20 protein-coding genes and 1 tRNA gene are annotated in these 20,835 nt (G+C 65.8%); 8 read left to right on the top strand and 13 right to left on the bottom strand.

Going from position 1 to position 20,835, the window contains the following annotated elements:
- Window positions 1–4 precede the first annotated feature (4 nt).
- From tkt to HNP55_RS11515, 7 genes are all read right to left on the bottom strand, one after another.
- On the bottom strand, window positions 5–2,017 hold the full coding sequence (gene tkt / locus HNP55_RS11485; RefSeq protein WP_246448353.1) for a transketolase: 2,013 nt from the start codon (window positions 2,015–2,017) through the stop codon (window positions 5–7).
- Window positions 2,014–2,913: a phosphoribulokinase gene (locus HNP55_RS11490; RefSeq protein WP_184299348.1), complete on the bottom strand. Its 900-nt coding sequence runs from the start codon at window positions 2,911–2,913 to the stop codon at window positions 2,014–2,016. Before HNP55_RS11490 ends, tkt begins: the two co-directional genes overlap by 4 nt.
- A gap of 20 nt (window positions 2,914–2,933) precedes the next feature.
- Window positions 2,934–4,019: a class 1 fructose-bisphosphatase gene (locus HNP55_RS11495; RefSeq protein ID WP_184299350.1), complete on the bottom strand. Its 1,086-nt coding sequence runs from the start codon at window positions 4,017–4,019 to the stop codon at window positions 2,934–2,936.
- A gap of 69 nt (window positions 4,020–4,088) precedes the next feature.
- Window positions 4,089–4,820, bottom strand: coding sequence for an HAD-IA family hydrolase (locus tag HNP55_RS11500; RefSeq protein WP_246448355.1), 732 nt, complete (start codon window positions 4,818–4,820; stop codon window positions 4,089–4,091).
- On the bottom strand, window positions 4,798–5,778 hold the full coding sequence (gene cbbX, locus HNP55_RS11505) for a CbbX protein (protein WP_184299352.1): 981 nt from the start codon (window positions 5,776–5,778) through the stop codon (window positions 4,798–4,800). Before cbbX ends, HNP55_RS11500 begins: the two co-directional genes overlap by 23 nt.
- A gap of 14 nt (window positions 5,779–5,792) precedes the next feature.
- Window positions 5,793–6,239, bottom strand: a complete 447-nt coding sequence (locus tag HNP55_RS11510; protein ID WP_184299354.1) for a ribulose bisphosphate carboxylase small subunit — start codon at window positions 6,237–6,239, stop codon at window positions 5,793–5,795.
- Between the two features lie 22 nt (window positions 6,240–6,261).
- Window positions 6,262–7,728 (bottom strand): form I ribulose bisphosphate carboxylase large subunit, encoded by a 1,467-nt coding sequence (locus tag HNP55_RS11515; protein ID WP_184299356.1) that lies wholly within the window; start codon window positions 7,726–7,728, stop codon window positions 6,262–6,264.
- Between the two features lie 100 nt (window positions 7,729–7,828).
- Here HNP55_RS11515 and HNP55_RS11520 point away from each other — a divergent pair, with 100 nt between their 5' ends.
- Window positions 7,829–8,767, top strand: coding sequence for a LysR family transcriptional regulator (locus HNP55_RS11520; RefSeq protein WP_184299358.1), 939 nt, complete (start codon window positions 7,829–7,831; stop codon window positions 8,765–8,767).
- A 33-nt stretch (window positions 8,768–8,800) separates the two neighbouring features.
- On the top strand, window positions 8,801–9,328 hold the full coding sequence (locus tag HNP55_RS11525; RefSeq protein WP_246448356.1) for a GNAT family N-acetyltransferase: 528 nt from the start codon (window positions 8,801–8,803) through the stop codon (window positions 9,326–9,328).
- Between the two features lie 33 nt (window positions 9,329–9,361).
- On the opposite strand, the gene HNP55_RS11530 is transcribed toward HNP55_RS11525, so the two are convergent.
- Entirely contained in the window at window positions 9,362–10,363 is a 1,002-nt protein-coding gene (locus HNP55_RS11530) for a lytic transglycosylase domain-containing protein (RefSeq protein ID WP_184299360.1), read from the bottom strand.
- Window positions 10,364–10,390: 27 nt separating this feature from the next.
- On the bottom strand, window positions 10,391–11,290 hold the full coding sequence (locus HNP55_RS11535; RefSeq protein ID WP_348648693.1) for a YicC/YloC family endoribonuclease: 900 nt from the start codon (window positions 11,288–11,290) through the stop codon (window positions 10,391–10,393).
- 46 nt (window positions 11,291–11,336) lie between these two features.
- Between HNP55_RS11535 and HNP55_RS11540 the strand changes: the two genes are divergently transcribed.
- Genes HNP55_RS11540 through hemW form a run of 5 tightly spaced genes read left to right on the top strand, consistent with a single transcriptional unit; the run spans window position 11,337 to window position 15,891 of the window.
- Window positions 11,337–12,305, top strand: coding sequence for a serine/threonine protein kinase (locus tag HNP55_RS11540; RefSeq protein WP_124452248.1), 969 nt, complete (start codon window positions 11,337–11,339; stop codon window positions 12,303–12,305).
- A complete protein-coding gene (locus HNP55_RS11545; protein WP_184299364.1) occupies window positions 12,302–13,300 on the top strand; it encodes a protein phosphatase 2C domain-containing protein in 999 nt (332 codons plus the stop codon). The genes HNP55_RS11540 and HNP55_RS11545 overlap by 4 nt, the downstream gene beginning before the upstream one ends.
- A 13-nt stretch (window positions 13,301–13,313) precedes the next feature.
- Window positions 13,314–14,063, top strand: coding sequence for a ribonuclease PH (gene rph, locus HNP55_RS11550; protein ID WP_184299366.1), 750 nt, complete (start codon window positions 13,314–13,316; stop codon window positions 14,061–14,063).
- 12 nt (window positions 14,064–14,075) lie between these two features.
- A complete protein-coding gene (gene rdgB, locus HNP55_RS11555; RefSeq protein ID WP_184299368.1) occupies window positions 14,076–14,693 on the top strand; it encodes an RdgB/HAM1 family non-canonical purine NTP pyrophosphatase in 618 nt (205 codons plus the stop codon).
- 13 nt (window positions 14,694–14,706) lie between these two features.
- Window positions 14,707–15,891 (top strand): radical SAM family heme chaperone HemW, encoded by a 1,185-nt coding sequence (gene hemW, locus HNP55_RS11560; protein ID WP_184299756.1) that lies wholly within the window; start codon window positions 14,707–14,709, stop codon window positions 15,889–15,891.
- 142 nt (window positions 15,892–16,033) lie between these two features.
- Here the strand turns inward: hemW and HNP55_RS11565 are convergent.
- Window positions 16,034–16,121, bottom strand: a tRNA-Ser gene (locus HNP55_RS11565).
- A gap of 207 nt (window positions 16,122–16,328) precedes the next feature.
- On the opposite strand from HNP55_RS11565, the gene HNP55_RS24660 reads away from it, so the two are divergent.
- On the top strand, window positions 16,329–17,888 hold the full coding sequence (locus HNP55_RS24660) for a methyl-accepting chemotaxis protein (RefSeq protein WP_184299370.1): 1,560 nt from the start codon (window positions 16,329–16,331) through the stop codon (window positions 17,886–17,888).
- Window positions 17,889–17,971: 83 nt separating this feature from the next.
- On the opposite strand, the gene serS is transcribed toward HNP55_RS24660, so the two are convergent.
- The 3 genes from serS to HNP55_RS11585 all read right to left on the bottom strand — a co-directional run bounded on the left by serS (window position 17,972) and on the right by HNP55_RS11585 (window position 20,768).
- A complete protein-coding gene (serS, locus tag HNP55_RS11575; RefSeq protein WP_184299372.1) occupies window positions 17,972–19,267 on the bottom strand; it encodes a serine--tRNA ligase in 1,296 nt (431 codons plus the stop codon).
- Between the two features lie 84 nt (window positions 19,268–19,351).
- On the bottom strand, window positions 19,352–20,323 hold the full coding sequence (gene ispH / locus HNP55_RS11580; RefSeq protein WP_184299374.1) for a 4-hydroxy-3-methylbut-2-enyl diphosphate reductase: 972 nt from the start codon (window positions 20,321–20,323) through the stop codon (window positions 19,352–19,354).
- A 1-nt stretch (window position 20,324) separates the two neighbouring features.
- Window positions 20,325–20,768, bottom strand: a complete 444-nt coding sequence (locus HNP55_RS11585; RefSeq protein WP_184299376.1) for a peptidylprolyl isomerase — start codon at window positions 20,766–20,768, stop codon at window positions 20,325–20,327.
- Window positions 20,769–20,835 lie beyond the last annotated feature (67 nt).

Below are 20,835 nucleotides of genomic sequence, written 5' to 3' on the forward strand. Positions count from 1 at the left end.
TAACTCAAATTTTCAACAGGCCACGCACGGCCAGCACCAAGGCCTCGGTCGTGATGCCGAAGTGGCGGTAGAGCGCGGGCGCCGGGGCGGATTCGCCAAATGTGCGCATGCCGATGACGGCGCCGCGCCGGCCCACGTATTTGCGCCAGAAGTCGGGTTGGGCGGCCTCGATGGCGACGGTGGGCAGGTCCGGCGGCAGCACTTCGTCCTGGTAGGCGCTGCTTTGCGCATCAAAACGGTTGCTGCAGGGCATGGAGACCACGCGCACCGCCACACCCAGCGCGGCCAATTGCTCCTGCGCCTGCACGGCCAGCTGCACTTCGGAGCCGGTGGCGAGGAGGACGGCGCACGGCTGGGCGGCCTCGCGCAGCACATAGGCGCCGCGTTCTATGCCCTCGGCCTGTTCGGGCCGGCTCAGGGCGGGCAGGTTCTGGCGCGACAGCACCAGGGCGCTGGGCCCGTCGCGGCGCTGCAGGGCCGCACTCCAGGCCAGGGCGGTTTCCTGCGCGTCGCAGGGGCGCCAGACCTCCAGGCCGGGGATGATGCGCAGGCTGGGCACATGCTCCACCGCCTGGTGGGTGGGGCCGTCCTCGCCCAGGCCTATGCTGTCGTGGGTGAAGACGTGGATGACTTGCAACTTCATCAGCGCGGCCATGCGGATGGCGTTGCGGCTGTAGTCGCTGAAGGTCAAAAAGGTGCCGCCGTAGGGGATGAAGCCGCCGTGCAAGGCCATGCCATTCATCAGGGCGGCCATGCCGAATTCGCGCACGCCGTAGCTGAGGTGGTTGCCGGCCTGGTCGCGGCCGGCGCTGACGCAGCCCTTGAAATTCGTGAGGTTGGAGCTGCTCAGGTCGGCGCTGCCGCCGAAGATCTCGGGCAGCAGGGGGGCCAGCGCATCCAGGGCTAACTGGCTGGATTTGCGGGTGGCGAGGGGCTGGGTGGCGGCGGCGAGCTGGCGCAGCTTGTCCGCCAGCTCGGTCTCGAAGGCCTGGGGCAGGTCGCCGCGCCAGCGCCGCTCCAGTTCCTCGGCCAGTTCGGGGTAGTCGCTGCGATAGGCCTCGAAGCGCAGGCGCCAGACCTGTTCGGCCGTGCGGCCCCGCTCGGTGGCCGACCAGGCGCTGACCAGTTCGGCCGGCACTTCGAAGGGCGGGGCCGGCCAGTCCAGGGCCTCGCGCATGGCCTGGGTCTCGGCCTTGCCCAGGGGGGCGCCGTGCACATCGTGGCCGCCGGCCTTGTTGGGCGCGCCCTGGCCGATGCGGGTCTGGCAGCAGATCAGCGTGGGGCGGCCGTCGGGCTGCTGCGCCTGCTCGCGGGCTTGTTGGAGGGCGGCGTCCACGGCCGCTGGGTCGTGGCCGTCGACTTTGGCGATGACGTTCCAGCCATAGGCCCTGAAACGGGCCGGCGTGTCGTCGCTGAACCAGGCCTGCACATGGCCGTCGATGGAGATGCCGTTGTCGTCGTAGAGCGCGATCAGCTTGGACAGGCGCAGCGTGCCGGCCAGGCTGCAGGCCTCGTGGCTGATGCCTTCCATCAAGCAGCCATCGCCCATGAAGACATAGCTCATGTGATTGATGACGGCATGGCCGGGGCGGTTGAACTCGGCCGCCAGCAGCTTCTCGGCCAGGGCCATGCCCACTGCATTGGCCAGGCCCTGGCCCAGCGGGCCGGTGGTGGTCTCGACGCCGGGGGTCAGGCCTTGCTCGGGGTGGCCGGGGGTGAGGCTCAGCAGCTGGCGGAACTTCTTCAGCTCTTCCAGCGGCAGTGCATAAGCCGTTAGATGCAGCAAGGCGTAGAGCAGCATGGAGGCATGGCCGTTGGAGAGCACGAAGCGGTCGCGGTCCGGCCAGGCGGGGTTGCTGGGGTTGTGCTTGAGGTGGCGGGTCCACAGCACGGTGGCCATCTCGGCCATGCCCAGCGGCGCGCCGGGGTGGCCGCTCTGCGCTTGCTCGACCGCGTCCACCGCCAGAAAGCGCAGGGCGTGCGCCATGCGGGTCAGGGAGGGTGTGCCGCTGCTCATGCCAGGCTCCCGGCTTCGCTGCTGCTGGCCTTTTTGCGCCGCTCCATCATGCGCCAGACAAAGGGGGTGAAGATCAGCTGCATGGCCAACTCCATCTTGCCGCCGGGCACGACGATGGTGTTGGCGCGCGACATAAAGCTGTTGTGGATCATGTTCAGCAGGTATTGGAAGTCGATGCCCTTGGGCTGGGCGAAGCGGATCACCACCATGCTCTCGTCGGCCGCCGGGATCTCGCGGGCGATGAAGGGGTTGGAGGTGTCCACCATGGGCACGCGCTGGAAGTTCACATGGGTGTGGGCGAACTGCGGGCAGATGTAGTGCACATAGTCGGGCATGCGGCGCAGGATGGTGTCGGTGACGGCCTCGGTGCTGTAGCCGCGGCTGGACTTGTCGCGCCAGAGCTTTTGTATCCACTCCAGATTGATGACGGGCACGACGCCGATCAACAGATCGGGGTATTGCGCGATGTTCAGCTCGGGTGTGACGACGGCGCCGTGCAGGCCTTCGTAGAACAGCAGGTCGGTGTTGGGGCTCAGGTCTTGCCAGGGCGTGAAGGTGCCGGGCTTTTGATTGAAGGGCGCGGCCTCCTGCTCGTCGTGCAGGTATTTGCGGCTTTGGCCGCGGCCCGTGCGGGCGTAGTCGGAGAACAGGGCCTCCAGCTCGGTGAAGAGATTGTTCTCGGGGCCGAAATGGCTGAAGTGCGGGTTGCCGGCGGCCTCGGCCTCGGCCAGGCGCAGCTTCATCTCGGCGCGGTCGTAGCGGTGGAAGCTGTCGCCCTCGATGATGGCGGCTTCCACGCTTTCGCGCCGGAAGATGTTCTGGAAGGTGCGCGTGACCGAGGTGGTGCCCGCGCCGGAGGAGCCGGTGATGGCGATGATGGGATGGCGGACTGACATTTTGGTTTCCTCTTTTTTGATCAGACGCGAAACAGGCTGCGCTCGCAGAACAAGGGGTTCGGTTCGCTGGGGGCTTGCGGCTCGGCGTGGTAGCGCTCGATGCGCTCCACCTCGTGGCGGGAGCCGAACACCAGGCCTATGCGTTGGTGCAGCTGGGTCGGCTGCTCCTGCAGCACCGGGCCGTAGCCGGTGCTGGCGCGGCCGCCGGCTTGTTCGATCAGAAAGCCTATGGGGTTGGCCTCGTAGAGCAGGCGCAGGCGGCCGGGCTTGCTGGCGTCCTTGCTGTCGCGCGGGTAGAGGAAGACGCCGCCGCGGGTCAGGATGCGGTGGGCCTCTGCCACCATGGAGGCGATCCAGCGCATATTGAAGTCCTTTTCGCGCGGGCCGGATTTGCCGGCCAGGCATTCGTCCACAAAGCGCTTGACCGGGGCCTCCCAGAAGCGGCTGTTGGAGGCGTTGATGGCGAACTCCTGGGTGCTGGGCGGGACCTGCATGCGGGGGTGGGTGAGCATGAATTCGCCCAGGTCCTTGTCCAGCGTGAAGCCGTCCACGCCATCGCCCACGCTCAGCACCAGCATGGTGCTGGGGCCGTAGAGGGCGTAGCCGGCGGCCACTTGCTCGCGGCCGGCTTGCAGGAAATCGGCCTCGCTCAATTCCTCGTCGCCCGACGGCGCGCGCAGGATGGAAAAAATGCTGCCCACGGTGAGGTTGACGTCGATATTGCTGGAGCCGTCCAGCGGGTCGAACACCAGCAGATAGCTGCCGCGCGGGTAGGCTGCGGGGATGGGGTAGGGCGCTTCCAGCTCCTCGGAGGCCATGCCGGCCAGATGACCGCCCCACTCATTGATGCGCAAAAAGTAATCGTTGGCCAGCACGTCCAGCTTCTGCTGGGTCTCGCCTTGCACATTGATGCTGTTGCCGCCCAGCTCGCCGGTTTGCGCCCCATGCACACCGGCCAGGGCGCCCTGGCCCACGGCGCGGGCGATGGCCTTGCAGGCCATGGCCACGTCCAGGATCAGGGCGTTGAAGTTGCCGCTGGCGGCGGGGTAGCGGCGGCGTTGCTCGATCAGGTACTGGGTCAGGGTTTGGCGTCCGGTCAGGGGCATGGCAGTCTCCGAGATGGTTTTGAATGGGGGTGAGCAAGGCTTGGGCCAGGTGCCGGGCTGCAAGCCTTTTCAGACGCTGAGGGCCAGCCCGCCCTGGGCGAAGCGCTGCCTGAGTTCGCTCAAACGGGGCAGGGGCCTGCCCTCGTCGGCCTCGTGCAGCCACCAGGCCTGGCTGAAGTCCTGGCCCCGGGTGTAGGCGCTGGGGGCGACCAGGGTGGACAGGCCGGCCGCGCGGGCGGCGCGCAGGCCGATTTCAGAGTCCTCGATGGCCAGGCAGGCCGAGGCCGGCAGCTTCAGCTGGGCCAGCACCTGCTGGTAGACCTGGGGGTCGGGCTTTTTGCGCGGGGCCGTGCTGCCGTCGCCGACGGCGGCAAACCAGCGCCGCCACAAGGAACCCAGCTGGGGCCGCAGCAAGGCCTCGATATTGGCCGGCGTGGTGGTGGTGGCCAGGGCCAGGGGCAGGCCAAGCTGGGCGGCGGCTTCCAGCAAGTCCAGCACGCCGGGGCGCAGGGGCAGGTGGCTTTGCTGCAAGGCCTCGGTATAGAACCGGGTTTTGAGGGCGTGGATGGCGGCGATGCAGGCGGGCGTGTCCTGATGCTTGGCCGTGGCGGGTTCGTGCATCTGCCAGAAATGGGCGATGCGCTCGTGTCCACCTGCCACTTTGAGCAGCCGGGTGTAAAGCTGCTGATCCCAGTGCCAGCCCAGCTTGAGCGTGGCAAAGGCCTGGTTGAAGGCGGCCAGATGGGCGGATTCGGTGTCGGCCAGCGTGCCGTCCACATCAAAGATCAAGGCTTGCAGCATGGCGCGTTCCCTCGCTGTTGAAGAGGCTGCTGGCCAGGATGTCGGCCGGCGCCACGGTGCAGAGTTCTTCGGCGCTGAGCTGGCGGCCGGGGTCGGCAAACAGGCGGCTGGCCTGGCGCAGGCGGGCGCGGTCCAGGGCATTGCGCACGCTGCGGGCGTTGGCAAACTGGGGCTGGGCCAGGCGCAGGGTCAGGTAACGCTCGAACGCAGCGGCCCCACCTTCGCCAAAGCGGTAGTTCTGGGCGGCCAGCATTTGCTGGGCGATCTGCATCAGCTCGGGCGCGCTGTAGTCGGGGAACTGCAGGTGATGGGCGACGCGCGAGCGCATGCCGGGGTTGGACTGGAAGAAGGTGTCCATGCGGTCCCGGTAGCCGGCCAGGATGACGACCAGGTCATCGCGGTGGTTCTCCATCATCTGCAGCAGGATCTCGATCGCCTCCTGGCCGTAGTCGCGCTCGTTCTCGGGGCGGTAGAGGTAGTAGGCCTCGTCGATGAAGAGCACGCCGCCCATGGCGCGCTTGATGACCTCGCGGGTCTTGGGCGCCGTGTGGCCGATGTACTGGCCCACCAGGTCGTCGCGCGTGACCGAGACCACATGGCCTTTGCGCACATAGCCCAGGCGGTGCAGGATGGTGGCGCAGCGCAGGGCCACCGTGGTCTTGCCGGTGCCAGGGTTGCCGGTGAAGCACATATGCAGGCCCGGCGCCTGGGCGGCCAGGCCGAAGTTCAGGCGCAGCTTGTCGATCACCAAGAGGGCGGCGATGTCGCGGATGCGCGCCTTCACGCTCGCCAGGCCCACCAGCTCTTGGTCCAGCTCGCGCAGCACGCTTTCGATCTGCGTGTCGGCCAGCACCTCGGCGACCGAGCGGGCCTGGGCCAGCGGACTGGGCTCGGCCGCCACGGTGACTTCGGGCGCGGCCGGCGTGCTGCCGGGGATGGCGTAGAGCGGCGTGGACATGGCGGCTTAGCTCCTCAGCCCTTGCTGCCGTAGCGCTCGCCCTCGGGGCGGTCGGCGGCATAGCTGCGCGTGGTGTAGTGCAGGCTGCGGCCGTTCACCTCCTGGCGCTCCAGCATGAAGCCGGGCTCGCGCTCCGGGCGGTTGACGATGAAGCTCATGGCAATGGTTTCGACGCCGCGAGTGGAGTCGAATGCCATCAGGCGGATGTAGCGGCCCGGCACGGCCTTGCGGCAGGCCTGCAGCTCCAGCATCACGGCGGCGGCGTCGTGCAGGTCGAACATGGGGTTGCCATACATGCTCCAGTAGGTGTTGCGGGGGTGGGGGTCGTCGGTGTATTCGATGCTCCAGGCATAGCCCTTGGCCAGGCCGTAGCTGATCTGCAGGGCTATCTCTTCGTCGTTCAGCGGCGGCAGAAAGCTGAACTGGCCCTGGGTGATGTGGCCGGTGGGGTTGCTCATCATGGTGTGCTGCTCCGTTTGTTCGTTAGGCCATCGAGGGCGTGGGCGCGTAGTCGCTGGAATCGGTGGAGGCGTAGTTGAAGCTGATCTCGCCCCAGGTATCCAGCGCGGCCTTCAGCGGGCTGCAGTGGCGGGCGGCCTCGCGCAGGATGCTGGGGCCTTCGGCCAGCAGATTGCGGCCTTCGTTGCGGGCCTTGACCATGGACTCCAGCGCCACCCGGTTGGCCACGGCGCCGGCTTGGATGCCCATTGGGTGGCCGATGGTGCCGCCGCCGAACTGCAAGACCACGTCGTCGCCGAACAGCTCGATCAGCTGGTGCATCTGGCCGGCGTGGATGCCGCCCGAGGCCACGGGCATGATCTTCTTCAGATCGGCCCAGTCCTGGTCGAAGTAGAGGCCGCGCGGCAAATCGGTCTTGGTGTAGCTGTCGCGGCAAAGGTTGTAGTAACCCTGCACGGTCAGCGGGTCGCCTTCCAGCTTGCCCACGGCGGTGCCGGTGTGCAGATGGTCGCAGCCGGCCAGGCGCAGCCATTTGGTGATGACGCGGAAGCTCACGCCATGGTTTTTCTGCCGCGTGTAAGTGCCATGGCCGGCGCGGTGCATATGCATGATCATGTCGTGCTTGCGGCACCAGTTGGCCATGCTCTGGATGGCCGTCCAGCCGATCACCAGGTCCACCATCACGATCACCGAGCCCAGCTCCTTGGCGAACTCGGCGCGCTCATACATATCCTCCATGGTGGCGGCGGTGATGTTGAGGTAGCTGCCCTTGACCTCGCCGGTCTCGGCGGAAGCCTTGTTGACGGCGTCCATCACGAACAGAAAACGATCGCGCCAGTGCATAAAGGGCTGGCTGTTGATGTTCTCGTCGTCCTTCATGAAGTCCAGGCCGCCCTTCAGGCCTTCATAGACCACGCGGCCGTAGTTGCGGCCCGACAGGCCCAGCTTGGGCTTGGTGGTCGCGCCCAAGAGGGGGCGGCCGAATTTGTCCAGGCGCTCGCGCTCCACGATCAGGCCGGTGGGCGGGCCTTTGAAGGTTTTGACATAGGCCACCGGGATGCGGATGTCCTCCAGGCGCGCGGCCTTCAGCGGCTTGAAGCTGAACACATTGCCGATCAGGCTGGCCGTCATGTTTGCAATCGATCCTTCCTCGAACAGGATCAGGTCATAGGCCACCCAGGCGAAATACTGGCCCGGGTTGTTCGGCACCGGCTCGACCTTGTAGGCCTTGGCGCGGTAGCTGTCGCAGGCGGTCAGGCGGTCGGTCCAGACGACAGTCCAGGTGGCGGTGCTGGACTCGCCGGCTACCGCCGCGGCGGCTTCCTCGGGGTCCACGCCCTCTTGCGGGGTGATGCGGAACAGGCACAGGGTGTCGGTGTCCTTGGGTACGTAGTCGGGCATCCAATAGCCCATCTGGCGGTACTTCAGGACGCCGGCGCTGTAGCGCTTCTTGGCGTCGGTGATCTGGCTGCTGCTGCTGTCTGCGCTCATCGGAGGCTCCTGGGCGGGGGGTGGCGATGAGCCCAATGTAAAAATCAGCACAGATAAAGTAAATTCATTGATATTCGAGTTTCAGTTAAGGAATTGCTGAATGAAAAACGCCACCTTCCGCCAGCTGCGCGTGTTCAGCGAGGTGGCGCGCCAGCTCAGCTTTGCCAAGGCCGCGCAAAACCTGCACCTGACGCCGCCGGCCGTGACCATGCAGATCCGCGAGCTGGAAGGCCATGTGGGCATGCCTTTGTTCGACCGCCGCGGCCGCCAGGTGGCGTTGACCACGGTGGGGGAATACATGCTGGTCTACGCCCGCAAAATCCTCGCCACGCTGAAGGACGCCGAGGACGCCGCCGCCCGGCTGCAAAAGCTGGAGGCCGGCCAGCTCAGCATAGGCATGGTCAGCACGGCCAAGTATTTTTTGCCCCGCCTGCTGGCCGAGTTCCGCCGCGAGCATGAGGGCGTGGACATACGCCTGGCCGTGGGCAATCGCGAGCAGCTGGTGCAGATGCTGCATGCCAACGAGGTGGACATCGCCATCATGGGCCGTCCGCCTAAAGAGTTAGCCACGCGGGCCGAGCCCTTTGCCGCCCACCCCCATGTGTTTGTGGCCGCCGTCGATCACCCGCTGGCGCGGGCCGAGGCCATCTCGGCCGAGGAGTTGCGCGAGCCCGGCTTCATCATGCGCGAGCCCGGCTCGGGCACCCGCAATGCCGTGGAGCAGTTTTTTGCCGAGGCCCATATCACTCCCCGCGTGAGCATGGAGATGTCCAGCAACGAGACCATCAAGCAGGCCGTGATGGCCGGCATGGGCCTGAGTTTTCTGTCTCTGCACACCCTGGGCCTGGAGCTGGACCAGGGCCTGATCGCCATGCTGGACGTGCAGGGCGCGCCGGTGTTGCGCGCCTGGCATGTGGTCAACACCTCCGCCAAGCTGCTCTCACCCGCCGCCGAGGCTTTTCGTTACTTCGTGCTGGAGCGGGGCGAGGGGTTCCTGGCCAGCCAGTTTGCCAGGCATGTGGCACTGGGTGCGGGCTGAGGGGCCAGCGACGGCATGCATGCAGAATGCGGCTTGCTGAGATACAAGCGCTTCACCATGCTGCACATCCGTCTTTTCCAGGCTTCCGACTCCCTCACCGAACTGACGGCCTTGCTGCACCGCGCCTATGCGCGCCTGGGCCAGATGGGTTTGAACTACACCGCCGTCGATCAGTCTGCGGAAGTCACGGCCCAGCGCATGCGCGGTGGCCGCTGTTTCGTGGTTGTTGATGCAAGCGACAAGCTGCTCGGCACCCTCGTCGTCCAGCCCACTTATGCGGCCAACGAATGCGAGTACTTCACCCGCTCCGGCGTGGCGGCCGTCCATCAGTTTGCGGTGGACCCGGCGCGTCAAGGCGCGGGCATCGGCCGCATGCTGCTGCAGCAGGCCGAACAATGGGCCCGGGAGTCCGGCCACACCGAACTCGCCATGGACACGGCTGAGCAAGCCAGCCATTTGATCGCGCTCTATGCCGGCCTCGGCTACAGCCAAGTCGGCTGGGTGCAATGGCCCGGCAAGCTCTATCGCAGCGTCGTTCTCAGCAAGCGGCTTGCCGGATGAAAGCCAGCCTTTGCACTGGCCGGCTTGCCCAGCCTATTTGCCGCGGCCGCTGCTGGCCAGCCCGGCGCGCCGCAGCGGCAGCATGGGCGAGGGGCTGGTGACGCTGGGGTCGAAGGGGTGGACCAACTGCCCGTTCATCGAGGCGATGATGCGCAACACATAGTTGCGGGTTTCGGCATAGGGCGGCACGCCTTGATAGCGCTCCACCGCGCGCTCGCCGGCGTTGTAGGCCGCCAGCGTGAGCAGCAGATCGCCCTCGAAATAAGCCAGCAACCAGCGCAGATAAGCCATGCCGCCCCGGATGTTCTGCGCCGGATCGCTGGGCTTGGCGACCTTGAAGCGGGCGGCCGTCTCGGGGATCAGTTGCATCAGGCCTTGCGCATTCTTGGGTGACAGCGCCTGCGGATCGAAGTTGGACTCGCGCGCCATCACGGCCAGCACCAGATGCGGGGCGAGTTGGTAGTCGGGCGCATGCAGATCGACATAACGAACAATGGCAGCGGGTGCATTGGCCGGCGGCGGCGGTGGCTTGATGGCGGCCAGCTGCGCGGATTTTTTCGGGGCTGCGGCCAGTGGTGCCGGGTCGCTGTCGGGCGGGCGCAGGCAGGCCGGGGGTGGGCCCTGGGGCGTGCCCATGGCGGCCAGCATATTCTGCGCCTGCACCATGCCTTGCTCGGCCGCGGCGGCAAAGAGGTGGGCGGCCTGGGCATCGTCGCGGGCGATGCCGCGCGGGTTGACCAGCATCCAGGCCAGATTGAACTGAGCCACCGGGTCGCCGAAGCGGGCGGCGCGGCAATAGAGTTGGGCGGCGGCCACGGCATCGCGGGGCACGCCATCACCATGCTCCAGGGCCTCGGCCTCGCGCCGCCAGCGCTCTACCTGGGCCGGTACCACCGGCCCGGTCTCGGCCGGTGGGGTGCTGGGGCGGGGCAGGGCGTCCAGGCCCGCGGCGCCGGCTGGCTGGGCCGCGGCGGGGAGGGCGCAGAGCCCGAGCAGCAGGGCGCTCAGCAACAGGGTCGGGTGGTAGCGGGGCATGGTGTTGAGGCCGGCTGGCGCCCAGCGTCATTCAATGTTTTGCACCTGCTCACGCAACTGCTCGACCGCCACCTTCATCTCCACCGAGATATTGGTCAGCTCCAGGGCGGCGGCCTTGGAGCCCAGGGTGTTGGCCTCGCGGTGCAGTTCCTGGATCAGGAAGTCCAGGCGCTTGCCGATCTCGCCACCTTTTTTGAGCAGGCGGGCGATTTCTTCCAGATGGGCGCGCAGGCGGGCCAGCTCTTCGGCCACGTCGATGCGGATGGCATAGGCCGCCGCCTCGTTGAGGGCACGCTCGCGCAGATTCTCCTCGGGGATGGTCTGGGCCGCACCGGTGTTGGCCAGGGCTTCTTGCCAGCGCTCCAGAAAGCGCTGCTGCTGGCGCTGCACGATGGCGGGCAGCAGGGGTTCGGCGGCATCGGCCAGCTTGCGCAGATGCTTGATGCGCTCCATCAGAATGGCGACCAGTTTCTCGCCCTCGCGTTCACGCGCTTCCAGCAGGCCTTGCAAGCAGGCCTTGGTGGCCTCCATGGCGGCTTCGTCCAGCTTCTCGCTGGCATTGCCGCCGCTCTTGCACCATTGCAAGGCCTCGTGCACGGACAGGGGCTGGGCCTTGGGCAGCCAGTTCTGCACCGAGCCTTCCAGACGGGCCAGCTTGCCCAACTGCTCGGCTTGGGGTTGCGGCCAGTTGCTGTCGTTTTCGCGCTGGGTGTTGATGCGCAGTTCGATCTTGCCGCGCTTGAGCTTGGCCGTCAGCAGCTCGCGCAGGGCGGGCTCCAGGCCGCGCAGGTCTTCGGGCATGCGAAAACCCAGGTCCAGAAAGCGCCCGTTGACCGAGCGGATCTCGACCGAGAGCTTGGCGCTGCCGGCCGGGGAGTTTTCACTGGGGGAGGTGGATTGCGAGCTGGCGCTGGCATATCCGGTCATGCTGTAGACTGGCATCTAGCGTCCGGTGTGGAAATAAAAGTCAATTATGTCAAAGCCGAAACCGGCCCCACTGCCCGCAGGAACGGTGGTCGGGGGTTACCAGATCATCAAGCGATTGGCCGCCGGTGGCTTCGGGGTGGTTTATCTGGCCGAAGACCCCGAGCGCCATCTCGTCGCCCTCAAGGAATACCTGCCTTCCAGCCTGGCCGAGCGTTCGCCCGGCGAGTTGACGCCGCGTGTCAAACCCGAGAAGCAGCCGCTCTACCGCCTGGGCCTGAAGAGCTTTTTCGAGGAAGGCCGCTCGCTGGCCCAGATCTCGCACCCCAGCGTGGTCTCGGTGCTGAACTTTCTGCGCGAGAACGAAACGGTCTATATGGTGATGAATTATCTGCAGGGCGATACCCTGCAGGACTTCATCGTCACCGCCCGCGATCTCAAGCGCGACAAGGTGTTCCGCGAGTCCACCATACGCAGCCTGTTCGACGAGATCCTGCGCGGCCTGCGCATCGTGCATCAGCACAAGATGTTGCATCTGGACATCAAGCCCGCCAATATCTTCATCACCAACGAGAACAAGGCCGTGCTGCTGGACTTCGGCGCCGCGCGTGAGGTGCTGAGCAAGGAAGGCAATTTCATCCGCCCCATGTACACGCCCGGCTTTGCCGCGCCCGAGATGTACCGGCGCGATGGCGCGCTAGGCCCCTGGACCGATATCTACGCCATCGGCGCCTGCATCTATGCCTGCATGCAGGGCTATCCGCCTAACGACGCGCCGCAGCGCCTGGAAAAAGACCGGCTGGCGCTGAGCCTGTCGCGCCTGCGCAATGTCTATTCCGACAACCTCATCGAGGTGACCGAGTGGTGCATGGCGCTGGACCCGCTGTCGCGCCCGCAAAGCGTGTTTGCGCTGCAAAAAGAATTGTCGCGCGAGACCGAGAGGCGCTACACCAAGCTGTCCTTCAGCGAGCGCCTGAAACTGCAGTTGGAGAATCTGAAGACCGGGGCCAAGGCGTGAGATTCAGCACCTACCAGGTCAGCCGCAAGGGCGGGCGCGAGAAAAACGAAGACCGCATGGGTTATTGCTACACCCGCGAGGCGGGTCTGTTTGCTCTGGCCGATGGCATGGGCGGCCACCCCGAGGGCGAGGTCGCCGCGCAACTGGCCTTGCAAACCCTGGCCGCCATGTTTCAGCGGGAGGCGGCCCCGGCGCTGGTCGATCCCGGCCAATTTTTGCAGGACGCCGTCCAGATTGCGCATCAGCAATTGCTGCGCTATGGCGCGGAGAAAGGCATGAGCGACACGCCGCGCACCACCGTCGTGGCCTGCGTGTTGCAGGGGCGCACCGCCTACTGGGCGCATTGCGGCGATTCCCGCCTCTATATGCTGCGCGCCGGCCGCCTGGTGGCCCGCACCCGCGACCATTCCTATAGCGAGCTGCAGACCGCCCTGGGCCGTCTGCCGCAGCCGGGTGAGCATTTCAACCGCAATGTCTTGTTCACCTGCCTGGGCAGCCCGGGCAAGCCCATGATAGACAGCTTCGGCCCCATGCAGCTGGAGATGAGAGATCGCCTGCTGCTGTGCTCCGACGGCCTGTGGGACAACGTGGCCGACGACGAGATCGTCAGCCTGCTGGCGGCGCATACCATCACCGATGGCGTGCCCGAGCTGGTCGAGCAGGCCCTGCGCAACGGCGGCCCACGCTGCGACAATGTCACCGCCCTGGCGGTGGAGTGGGAGGGCGCGGGCGAGCCCGACCCCGATTCCAGCCAGGATTTGAAGGATCTGGGCTTCGCCTCGACGATTCAAGGCCTGGGCCTGGGCAATGAGCGCCGCTTCGAGATGGACGAGGCCGAGATCGAGCGCTCGGTGCGCGAAATCAACGAAACCATACGCCTGGCCAAGCAAAGGGCCAGCAGCGAGCCGGCCGAGGCCTTGATGCCGGCTGCAATGCCGGATTCAACGCGGCTGCGGGAAATCATGTCCAGCCGCGTTGGCACAAAGAAAACCTGAGGATTCTTCATTCATGACTGCTGAGAACATACTGCCGGGCACTTTTGAGCGCTCGGCTGGACGCGCTGCTAACGCCCTGCGCCCGGTGACCATCACCCGCAACTACACCTGCCATGCCGAGGGCTCGGTGCTGATCGAATTCGGCGGCACCAAGGTGTTGTGCACCGCCTCGGTGGAGGAAAAAGTGCCGCCGCACAAGCGCGGTTCGGGCGAGGGCTGGGTGACGGCCGAGTACGGCATGCTGCCCCGCGCCACCCACACCCGTAGCGACCGTGAGGCCGCCCGCGGCAAGCAAAGCGGCCGCACGCAGGAGATCCAGCGTCTGATCGGCCGCTCGCTGCGCTGTGTGTTCGATCTGAGCCTGCTGGGCGAACGCACCATCGCCCTGGACTGCGATGTGCTGCAGGCCGACGGCGGCACCCGCACGGCCGCCATCACCGGCGCCTTTGTGGCCGCTTCTGACGCGGTCAGCTGGCTGCTGGCGCAGGGCAAGATCGCACAAACGCCCATCAAGGATGCGGTCGCCGCCATCTCGGTCGGCATCGTCAACGGCCAGCCCTTGCTGGACCTGGAGTACACCGAGGACGCCGGCTGCGACACCGATATGAATGTGGTGATGACCGCTGCCGGCGGCATGGTGGAGCTGCAGGGCACGGCCGAGGGCGCGGCCTTCAGCCGAGTCGAGATGAATGCGCTGCTGGACCTGGCCGAAAAAGGCATTGGCGAATTGCTGGCCGCTCAGCGCCAGGCCCTGGGACTTTGAGTCGAGATGTTGATGACGCGTTTGGTTTTGGCCTCCAACAATGCCAAGAAGCTGGCGGAGTTGCAGGCGCTGTTCGCGCCCCTGGGCGTGGAGCTGGTGACGCAGGGCTCGCTGGGTATTCCCGAGGCCGAGGAACCTTTTGACAGCTTTGTCGAGAACGGGCTGGCCAAGGCGCGCCACGCCGCGCGCTTGAGCGGCCTGCCGGCCCTGGCCGATGACTCCGGCCTGGCGGTGGAGGCCTTGGGCGGCGCGCCGGGCGTGCTGTCGGCGCGTTATGCCACGCTGTTCGGCCAGCCCAAGACGGACGCCGACAACAACCGCGTGCTGCTCGCGCAGATGGCGCATCTGCGCGAGCCGGCGCAGCGCGCGGCGCGCTTTGTCTGCTCGCTGGTGGCCGTGCGCAGCGCCACCGATCCCGAGCCCCTGATCGCCATGGGCCGCTGGCAGGGGCAGATCTTGCCGGCGCTGGCGGGCGAGGGCGGTTTTGGTTATGACCCGCTGATGTTCATCCCCAGTCTGGGCCAAAGCGTGGCCCAGCTGAGCGCAGCGCAAAAGAATGCGCTGAGCCATCGGGCCCTGGCCGCCGCCGACTTGCTGCGGCAGTTGCGCGAGGTCTGGCATCTTGGCTGAGCTGCTGCATCTGATGCGCCCGGGCACGCTCACGCTGGCAGCCCTGCCGCCGCTGTCGCTTTATGTGCATCTGCCCTGGTGCCTGCGCAAATGCCCTTACTGCGACTTCAACTCGCATGAAATCCGCGGCGGCGAAAAGTCCTTGCCCGTCGACACGGCGCGTGCCTATCTGGCCGCGCTGCGGGCCGATCTGGAGGCGGCCCTGCCGCTGATCTGGGGCCGGCCGGTGGTCAGCATCTTCATCGGTGGCGGCACGCCCAGCCTGTTCGCGCCGGAACAGATCGCCGAATTGATCTCCGATCTGCGCGCCCGCCTGCCCCTGGAGGCCGGCTGCGAGATCACGCTGGAGGCCAACCCCGGCACCTTCGAGCGCGACCGCTTCAAAGGCTTCCGTGCCGCCGGCGTGACGCGTTTGTCCATCGGTGTGCAGAGCTTTGACGACGGCAAGCTGGGAGCCCTGGGCCGGGTGCACAGCGGCGAGCAGGCACGCGCGGCGATTGCCGAGGCGGCCCAGGCCTTCGAGACCTTCAATATCGACCTGATGTATGCCTTGCCCCAGCAAAGTCTGGCGCAATTGGATGAAGAGCTGCGCACGGCCCTGGCCTATCAGCCACCGCATCTCTCGGTCTACCACCTGACGATAGAGCCCAATACCCGCTTCGCCGTGGCGCCGCCCAGCAATTTGCCGGACGGCGACCTGGCCAGCGAGATGCTGGACCTGATCACCGCCCGCACCGGTGAGCAAGGCATGGAGCGCTACGAGGTCTCGGCCTATGCGCGCGCCGGCCACCGCTGCGCCCACAACCAGAACTACTGGCAGTTTGGCGACTATCTGGGCATTGGCGCCGGGGCGCACAGCAAGCTGTCCTTTCCGCACCGGGTTTTGCGCCAGGTGCGCTGGCGGGAGCCGGCGGCCTATAGCGCCAAGGCCTTAGAGGGGGCGGCGGTGTCGAACGAGCACGAGGTGAGCCGCGCCGAGCTGCCTTTTGAGTTCATGCTCAATGCCTTGCGCCTGCGCGAAGGCGTGCCTGTGAGCCAGTTCCTGGAGCGCACCGGCCTGCCGCCCTCCAGCATTGCCAAGGCCATGGCGGCCGGCCGCAGCAAGGGTTTGTTGCTGGCCGATCCGGCCCGCATCGCCGCCAGCGAGCGAGGCTTCGACTTTCTCAGCGATCTGCAGTCGCTATTCCTGGCGGACTGAAGCGAGCCAAGAAAGCCTGGCCAATAAAGCCGCCTCAGCCTGCGCAAGCAAATGAGGCGGCCGCGCAGCGTCCGAGGGCGAACTTCCGACAGCAAGAAAAGAAAAACCCCTAAGCAAATCAATTGCTTAGGGGTTTCTTTACTGGAGGAGAGGGGGGGATTCGAACCCCCGAGACGTTTCCGTCCGCCTGATTTCGAGTCAGGTACATTCAACCACTCTGCCACCTCTCCGGTATTTGGCGCGTCGATAGCAATATTTAACTTGTTACCGAGTGAAGCCTTAGATTGTAGCGTAGTTTTTGCAGTGATTGCAAGAAATCAAATATCTTCATGTTTGTCGCCTTCCTGTCGATAAGGTTCTGATGCAGGGATTCCCGCGGGCCACCAAGGTTGCCATTGAAGCAACCGGTCCGAGGTCGCATCTGGAAGGAATCACTGATGAACATCAGAAACGTGAACATTGGGCTGCGCTTGGGCGCAGGTTTCTGTGTGTTGCTGGGCTTGCTGATCAGCATTGCCCTGATCGGCATCCTGAAGATCGGCTCGATCAATGAGCATGTCGAGTTCTTCTCCGTCAACGTCGTACCGTCGCTGAAAATCGTGGACACCTTGCGCAGCTCGACTCAGAGCCTGCGCCGGCTCGAAAGCCAGCATTTGCTGCTCTCGACCGAAAAAGAGATGGACGAAATGGAGCAGCGTATCGCCGGCATCCATAAAAACATCGAGAACGGCCTCAAGGCCTATGATCCGCTGGTTGCCGACGAGACGGACAAACGCAATCTGGATGCCGTCCGCAGCGCCGTGTCGGCCTATCAGGCGCTGTGGAGCCGCTTGCGTGCGCTCTCCCACCAGATACCTGCGGATCCCAGCAAGTTGGAGCTGGCCAAGAAACTCCTATTCGGCGAGTCGCGCAGTGCGTTCGAAGTGCTGAACAAATCGCTGGACGCTTTGTGGGACTACAACGATGTATTGCTGGAACGCGGCAGCAAGGAGGCCGCCGAGGGCTATCGCAGCGCGGTCTGGCTGGTGTCCAGTCTGAGCCTGGCCGCCGTGGGCATGGGCGCCGTTGCCGCCGTTTGGATCACCCGTTCCATCACCCAGCCGATGAATCAAGCGGTGGCCGCGGCAGAGCGCATCGGTGCGGGCGACCTCAGTTCCCGCATCGAGGTGACGGGGCGGGATGAGACCGCTCATTTGCTGAGTTCGCTCAAGCAGATGAATGCCGGCCTGGTGGACATCGTCAGCCGGGTGCGCAATAGCTCGGACTCGATCGCCACCGGCTCCGCCGAGATTGCCAACGGCAATGCCGATCTCTCGCAGCGCACCGAGGAGCAGGCCAGCAATCTGCAACAGACCGCGGCCTCGATGGAGGAGCTGACGGCCACCGTCAAGCAAAACGCCGACACCGCTCGCCAGGCCAGCCAGATGGCGACCAGCGCCTCGGCCGTGGCCACTCAGGGTGGTGAGGTGGTGGGCCGGGTGGTGGCGACGATGGAGCAGATCACCGCTTCCAGCAAGCGCATCAACGACATCATCGGCGTCATCGACGGCATCGCTTTTCAGACCAATATCCTGGCGCTGAATGCGGCCGTGGAAGCCGCCCGGGCCGGTGAGCAGGGGCGGGGCTTTGCGGTGGTGGCGGGCGAGGTGCGCTCGCTGGCGCAGCGCTCGGCCGAGGCCGCCAAGGAGATCAAGAGCTTGATCAGTGCCAGCGTCGAGAATGTGGAGGCCGGCGCCAAGCTTTGCGATGACGCGGGCAAAACCATGGGCGATATCGTCAACCAGGTGAAGCGGGTGACGGATCTGATCGGCGAGATCAGCAGCTCCAGCATGGAGCAAAGCACGGGCATAGGCCAGATTGGCGACGCCGTCACCCAGCTCGACCAGGTCACGCAGCAGAACGCGGCCCTGGTGGAGGAATCCGCCGCTGCCGCCGAAAGCCTGAAACACCAGGCCGCCCATCTGGCGCAGACGGTGGCGCAGTTCAAGCTGAGCTGAGGTCGGCACCAGGCCTGGCAGGCCGCAATGCAAAAGAGCCCGCCGATGCATCGGCGGGCTCTTTCGGTTCGGGCGCAGCGGCTTCAGGCGCGCAGCACGTCCAGGCCCTTCAGATAGGGGCGCAGCACGGCCGGCACGGTGATGCTGCCGTCGGCGTTCTGGTAGTTCTCCAGCACGGCGACCAGGGTGCGGCCCACGGCCAGGCCGGAGCCGTTGAGGGTGTGGACCAGCTCGTTCTTGCCCTGCGCGTTCTTGAAGCGGGCCTGCATGCGGCGCGCCTGGAAGGCCTCGCAGTTGGAGCAGCTGCTGATCTCGCGGTAGACGCCTTGCGCCGGCACCCAGACTTCCAGGTCATAGGTCTTGGTCGAGCCAAAACCCATATCGCCGCTGCACAGGGTCAGCACGCGGTAGGGCAGCTCGAGTTTTTGCAGAATGGCCTCGGCATGGCCGACCATTTCTTCCAGCGCCTCATAGCTCTTCTCGGGGTGGACGATCTGCACCATCTCGACCTTGTCGAACTGGTGCTGGCGGATCAGGCCGCGGGTGTCGCGGCCGGCGCTGCCGGCTTCCGAGCGGAAGCAGGGGCTGTGGGCGGTTAGCTTGATGGGCAGCTTGGCAGCGTCCAGCACCTGCTCGCGCACGCTATTGGTCAGCGAGATTTCCGAGGTGGAGATCAGGTATTGCTCGGCCGCCTCGTCGTCGCCGCCGCGCAGCACCCAGAACATATCTTCCTTGAACTTGGGCAGCTGGCCCGTGCCTTCCAGCACCTCGCGGTTGACGATATAGGGCGTGTAGCACTCGGTATAGCCATGCTCCTCGGTCTGCACATCCAGCATGAACTGGGCCAGGGCGCGGTGCAGCTTGGCCGCGGGGCCGCGCATAAAGGTGAAGCGCGAGCCGCTCAGTTTGGCGCCGGTCTCGAAGTCCAGGCCCAGGGGGGCGCCCAGGTCCACATGGTCGCGCAGCTCGAAGTCGAAGGCGCGTGGTGTGCCCCAGCGGCGCACTTCCACATTGCCTGTTTCATCCGAACCGACCGGCACGCTCTCGTGTGGCAGATTCGGCACGCTCATCAAGAGCGTGGCCAGCTCTTGCTGGATGGCGTCCAGACGCTCGGCGCTGGCCTTCAATTCATCGGCGATGCCGCCCACCTCGGCCATCAGGCCGGACGCGTCTTCGCCCTTGCCCTTGAGCATGCCGATCTGCTTGGACAGGCTGTTACGCCGGCCCTGCAGCTCTTCGGTGCGTACCTGCAGGCCCTTGCGCTCATGCTCCAGGGCGCTGTAGCGCTCGACGTCCAGAAAGGCTTGCGGATTCTTGCGGGTGTTCAGGCGCGCGATGACGGCGTCCAGGTCTTTGCGCAGCAGGGTGATGTCTAGCATTTGGGAGTTCCTTGAAACGGTCTTGATTCTATGAAAGCAAAGCGGCGCCCGATGGTGGCGCCGCGGCATGAGCTGGGCGCAGGCTCAAGATCGGGAGGAACTCACTTCGGCCATGGACTTGTCGCCCAGGCCCATGGGCAGGGGGAAGCGCACATGCTCCTCCACGCCGGGCAGGCTGCGCACGGCCGTGGCGCCCAGAGCGCGCAGGCGGTTGATGACGGCCTGCACCAGCACATCGGGGGCCGAGGCGCCGGCCGTCAGACCCACCTTGCTGCGGCCTTCCAGCCACTCGGCCTGCACCTCCTCGGCGCTGTCCACCATATAGCCGGGCGTGCCCAGGCGCTGGGCCAGCTCGCGCAGGCGGTTGCTATTGGAGCTGGTGGGGCTGCCCACCACGATCACCACGTCCACCTGCGGGGCCATCACCTTGACGGCGTCCTGGCGGTTCTGGGTGGCGTAGCAGATGTCCTGCTTCTTGGGCTCGCGCACCTGCGGGAAGTGTTTTTTGACGGCGGCCAGGATCTCGGCCGCATCGTCCACGCTCAGCGTGGTCTGCGTCACCACGGCCAGCTTGGCGGGATCTTTGACCCGCACATGGGGCACATCCGACGCCTCTTCGACGAGATAGATGCCCTCGCTGAGCTGGCCCATCGTGCCTTCCACCTCGGGGTGGCCTTTGTGGCCGATCATGATGAACTCATAGCCCTCGCGGTGCAGCTTGGCCACTTCCACATGGACCTTGGTGACCAGCGGGCAAGTGGCGTCAAAGACATTGAAGCCGCGCCGCGCCGCCTCGCGCCTCACCTCCTGGCTCACGCCATGGGCGCTGAACACCAGGGTGGCGCCGGCCGGCACCTCGGACAGCTCTTCGATGAAGATGGCGCCGCGCGCCTTCAAATCATTCACCACATAGGTGTTATGCACGATCTCGTGGCGCACATAGATGGGCTGGCCGAATTTGAGCAAGGCCCGCTCGACGATCTCGATGGCACGGTCCACACCGGCGCAAAAGCCACGCGGCTCGGCCAGCAGGACTTCCTGTTCTTGCTCGCTCATCTCACAACACCCCGATCACTTGCACTTCAAAGCTCACCGGCTGGCCGGCCAGCGGGTGGTTGAAGTCGAACAGCAAGGCGTCGTCGGCGACCTCGCGCACCACGCCGGCGTAGGAACCCTGGCCGTCGGGTGTGGGGAACTGCACCACATCGCCGACGCTGTACTGCTCGTCCGGATCTCCCAGCTCGCGCAGCAGGCTCAGGCGCACGCGTTGCAGCAGCTCGGGGTTGCGATCGCCAAACGCCTCGCCGGCGGCCAGCTCGAACTGGCTGCGCGTGCCCTCGGCCAGGCCGATCAGGCGTGCCTCGATGGCCGGCGACAATTCGCCCGTGCCCAGCGTCAGGGTGGCGGGTTTGTCGGCGAAGGTGTTGATCACGTCGCCCCCATCGGGGCCTGCAAGACGGTAATGCAGGGTCAGAAAGGAGCCGGCTTGGATGAGATTCATGGCGTCAATATTGGCTAGACTGAGCGGATTTTAGAGCCTGGCCGCTGTTGCACTCTGCCTGCACCCC

Source organism: Roseateles oligotrophus, assembly GCF_014204525.1.
GTDB classification, from domain to species: Bacteria; Pseudomonadota; Gammaproteobacteria; order Burkholderiales; family Burkholderiaceae_C; genus Paucibacter_A; species Paucibacter_A oligotrophus_A.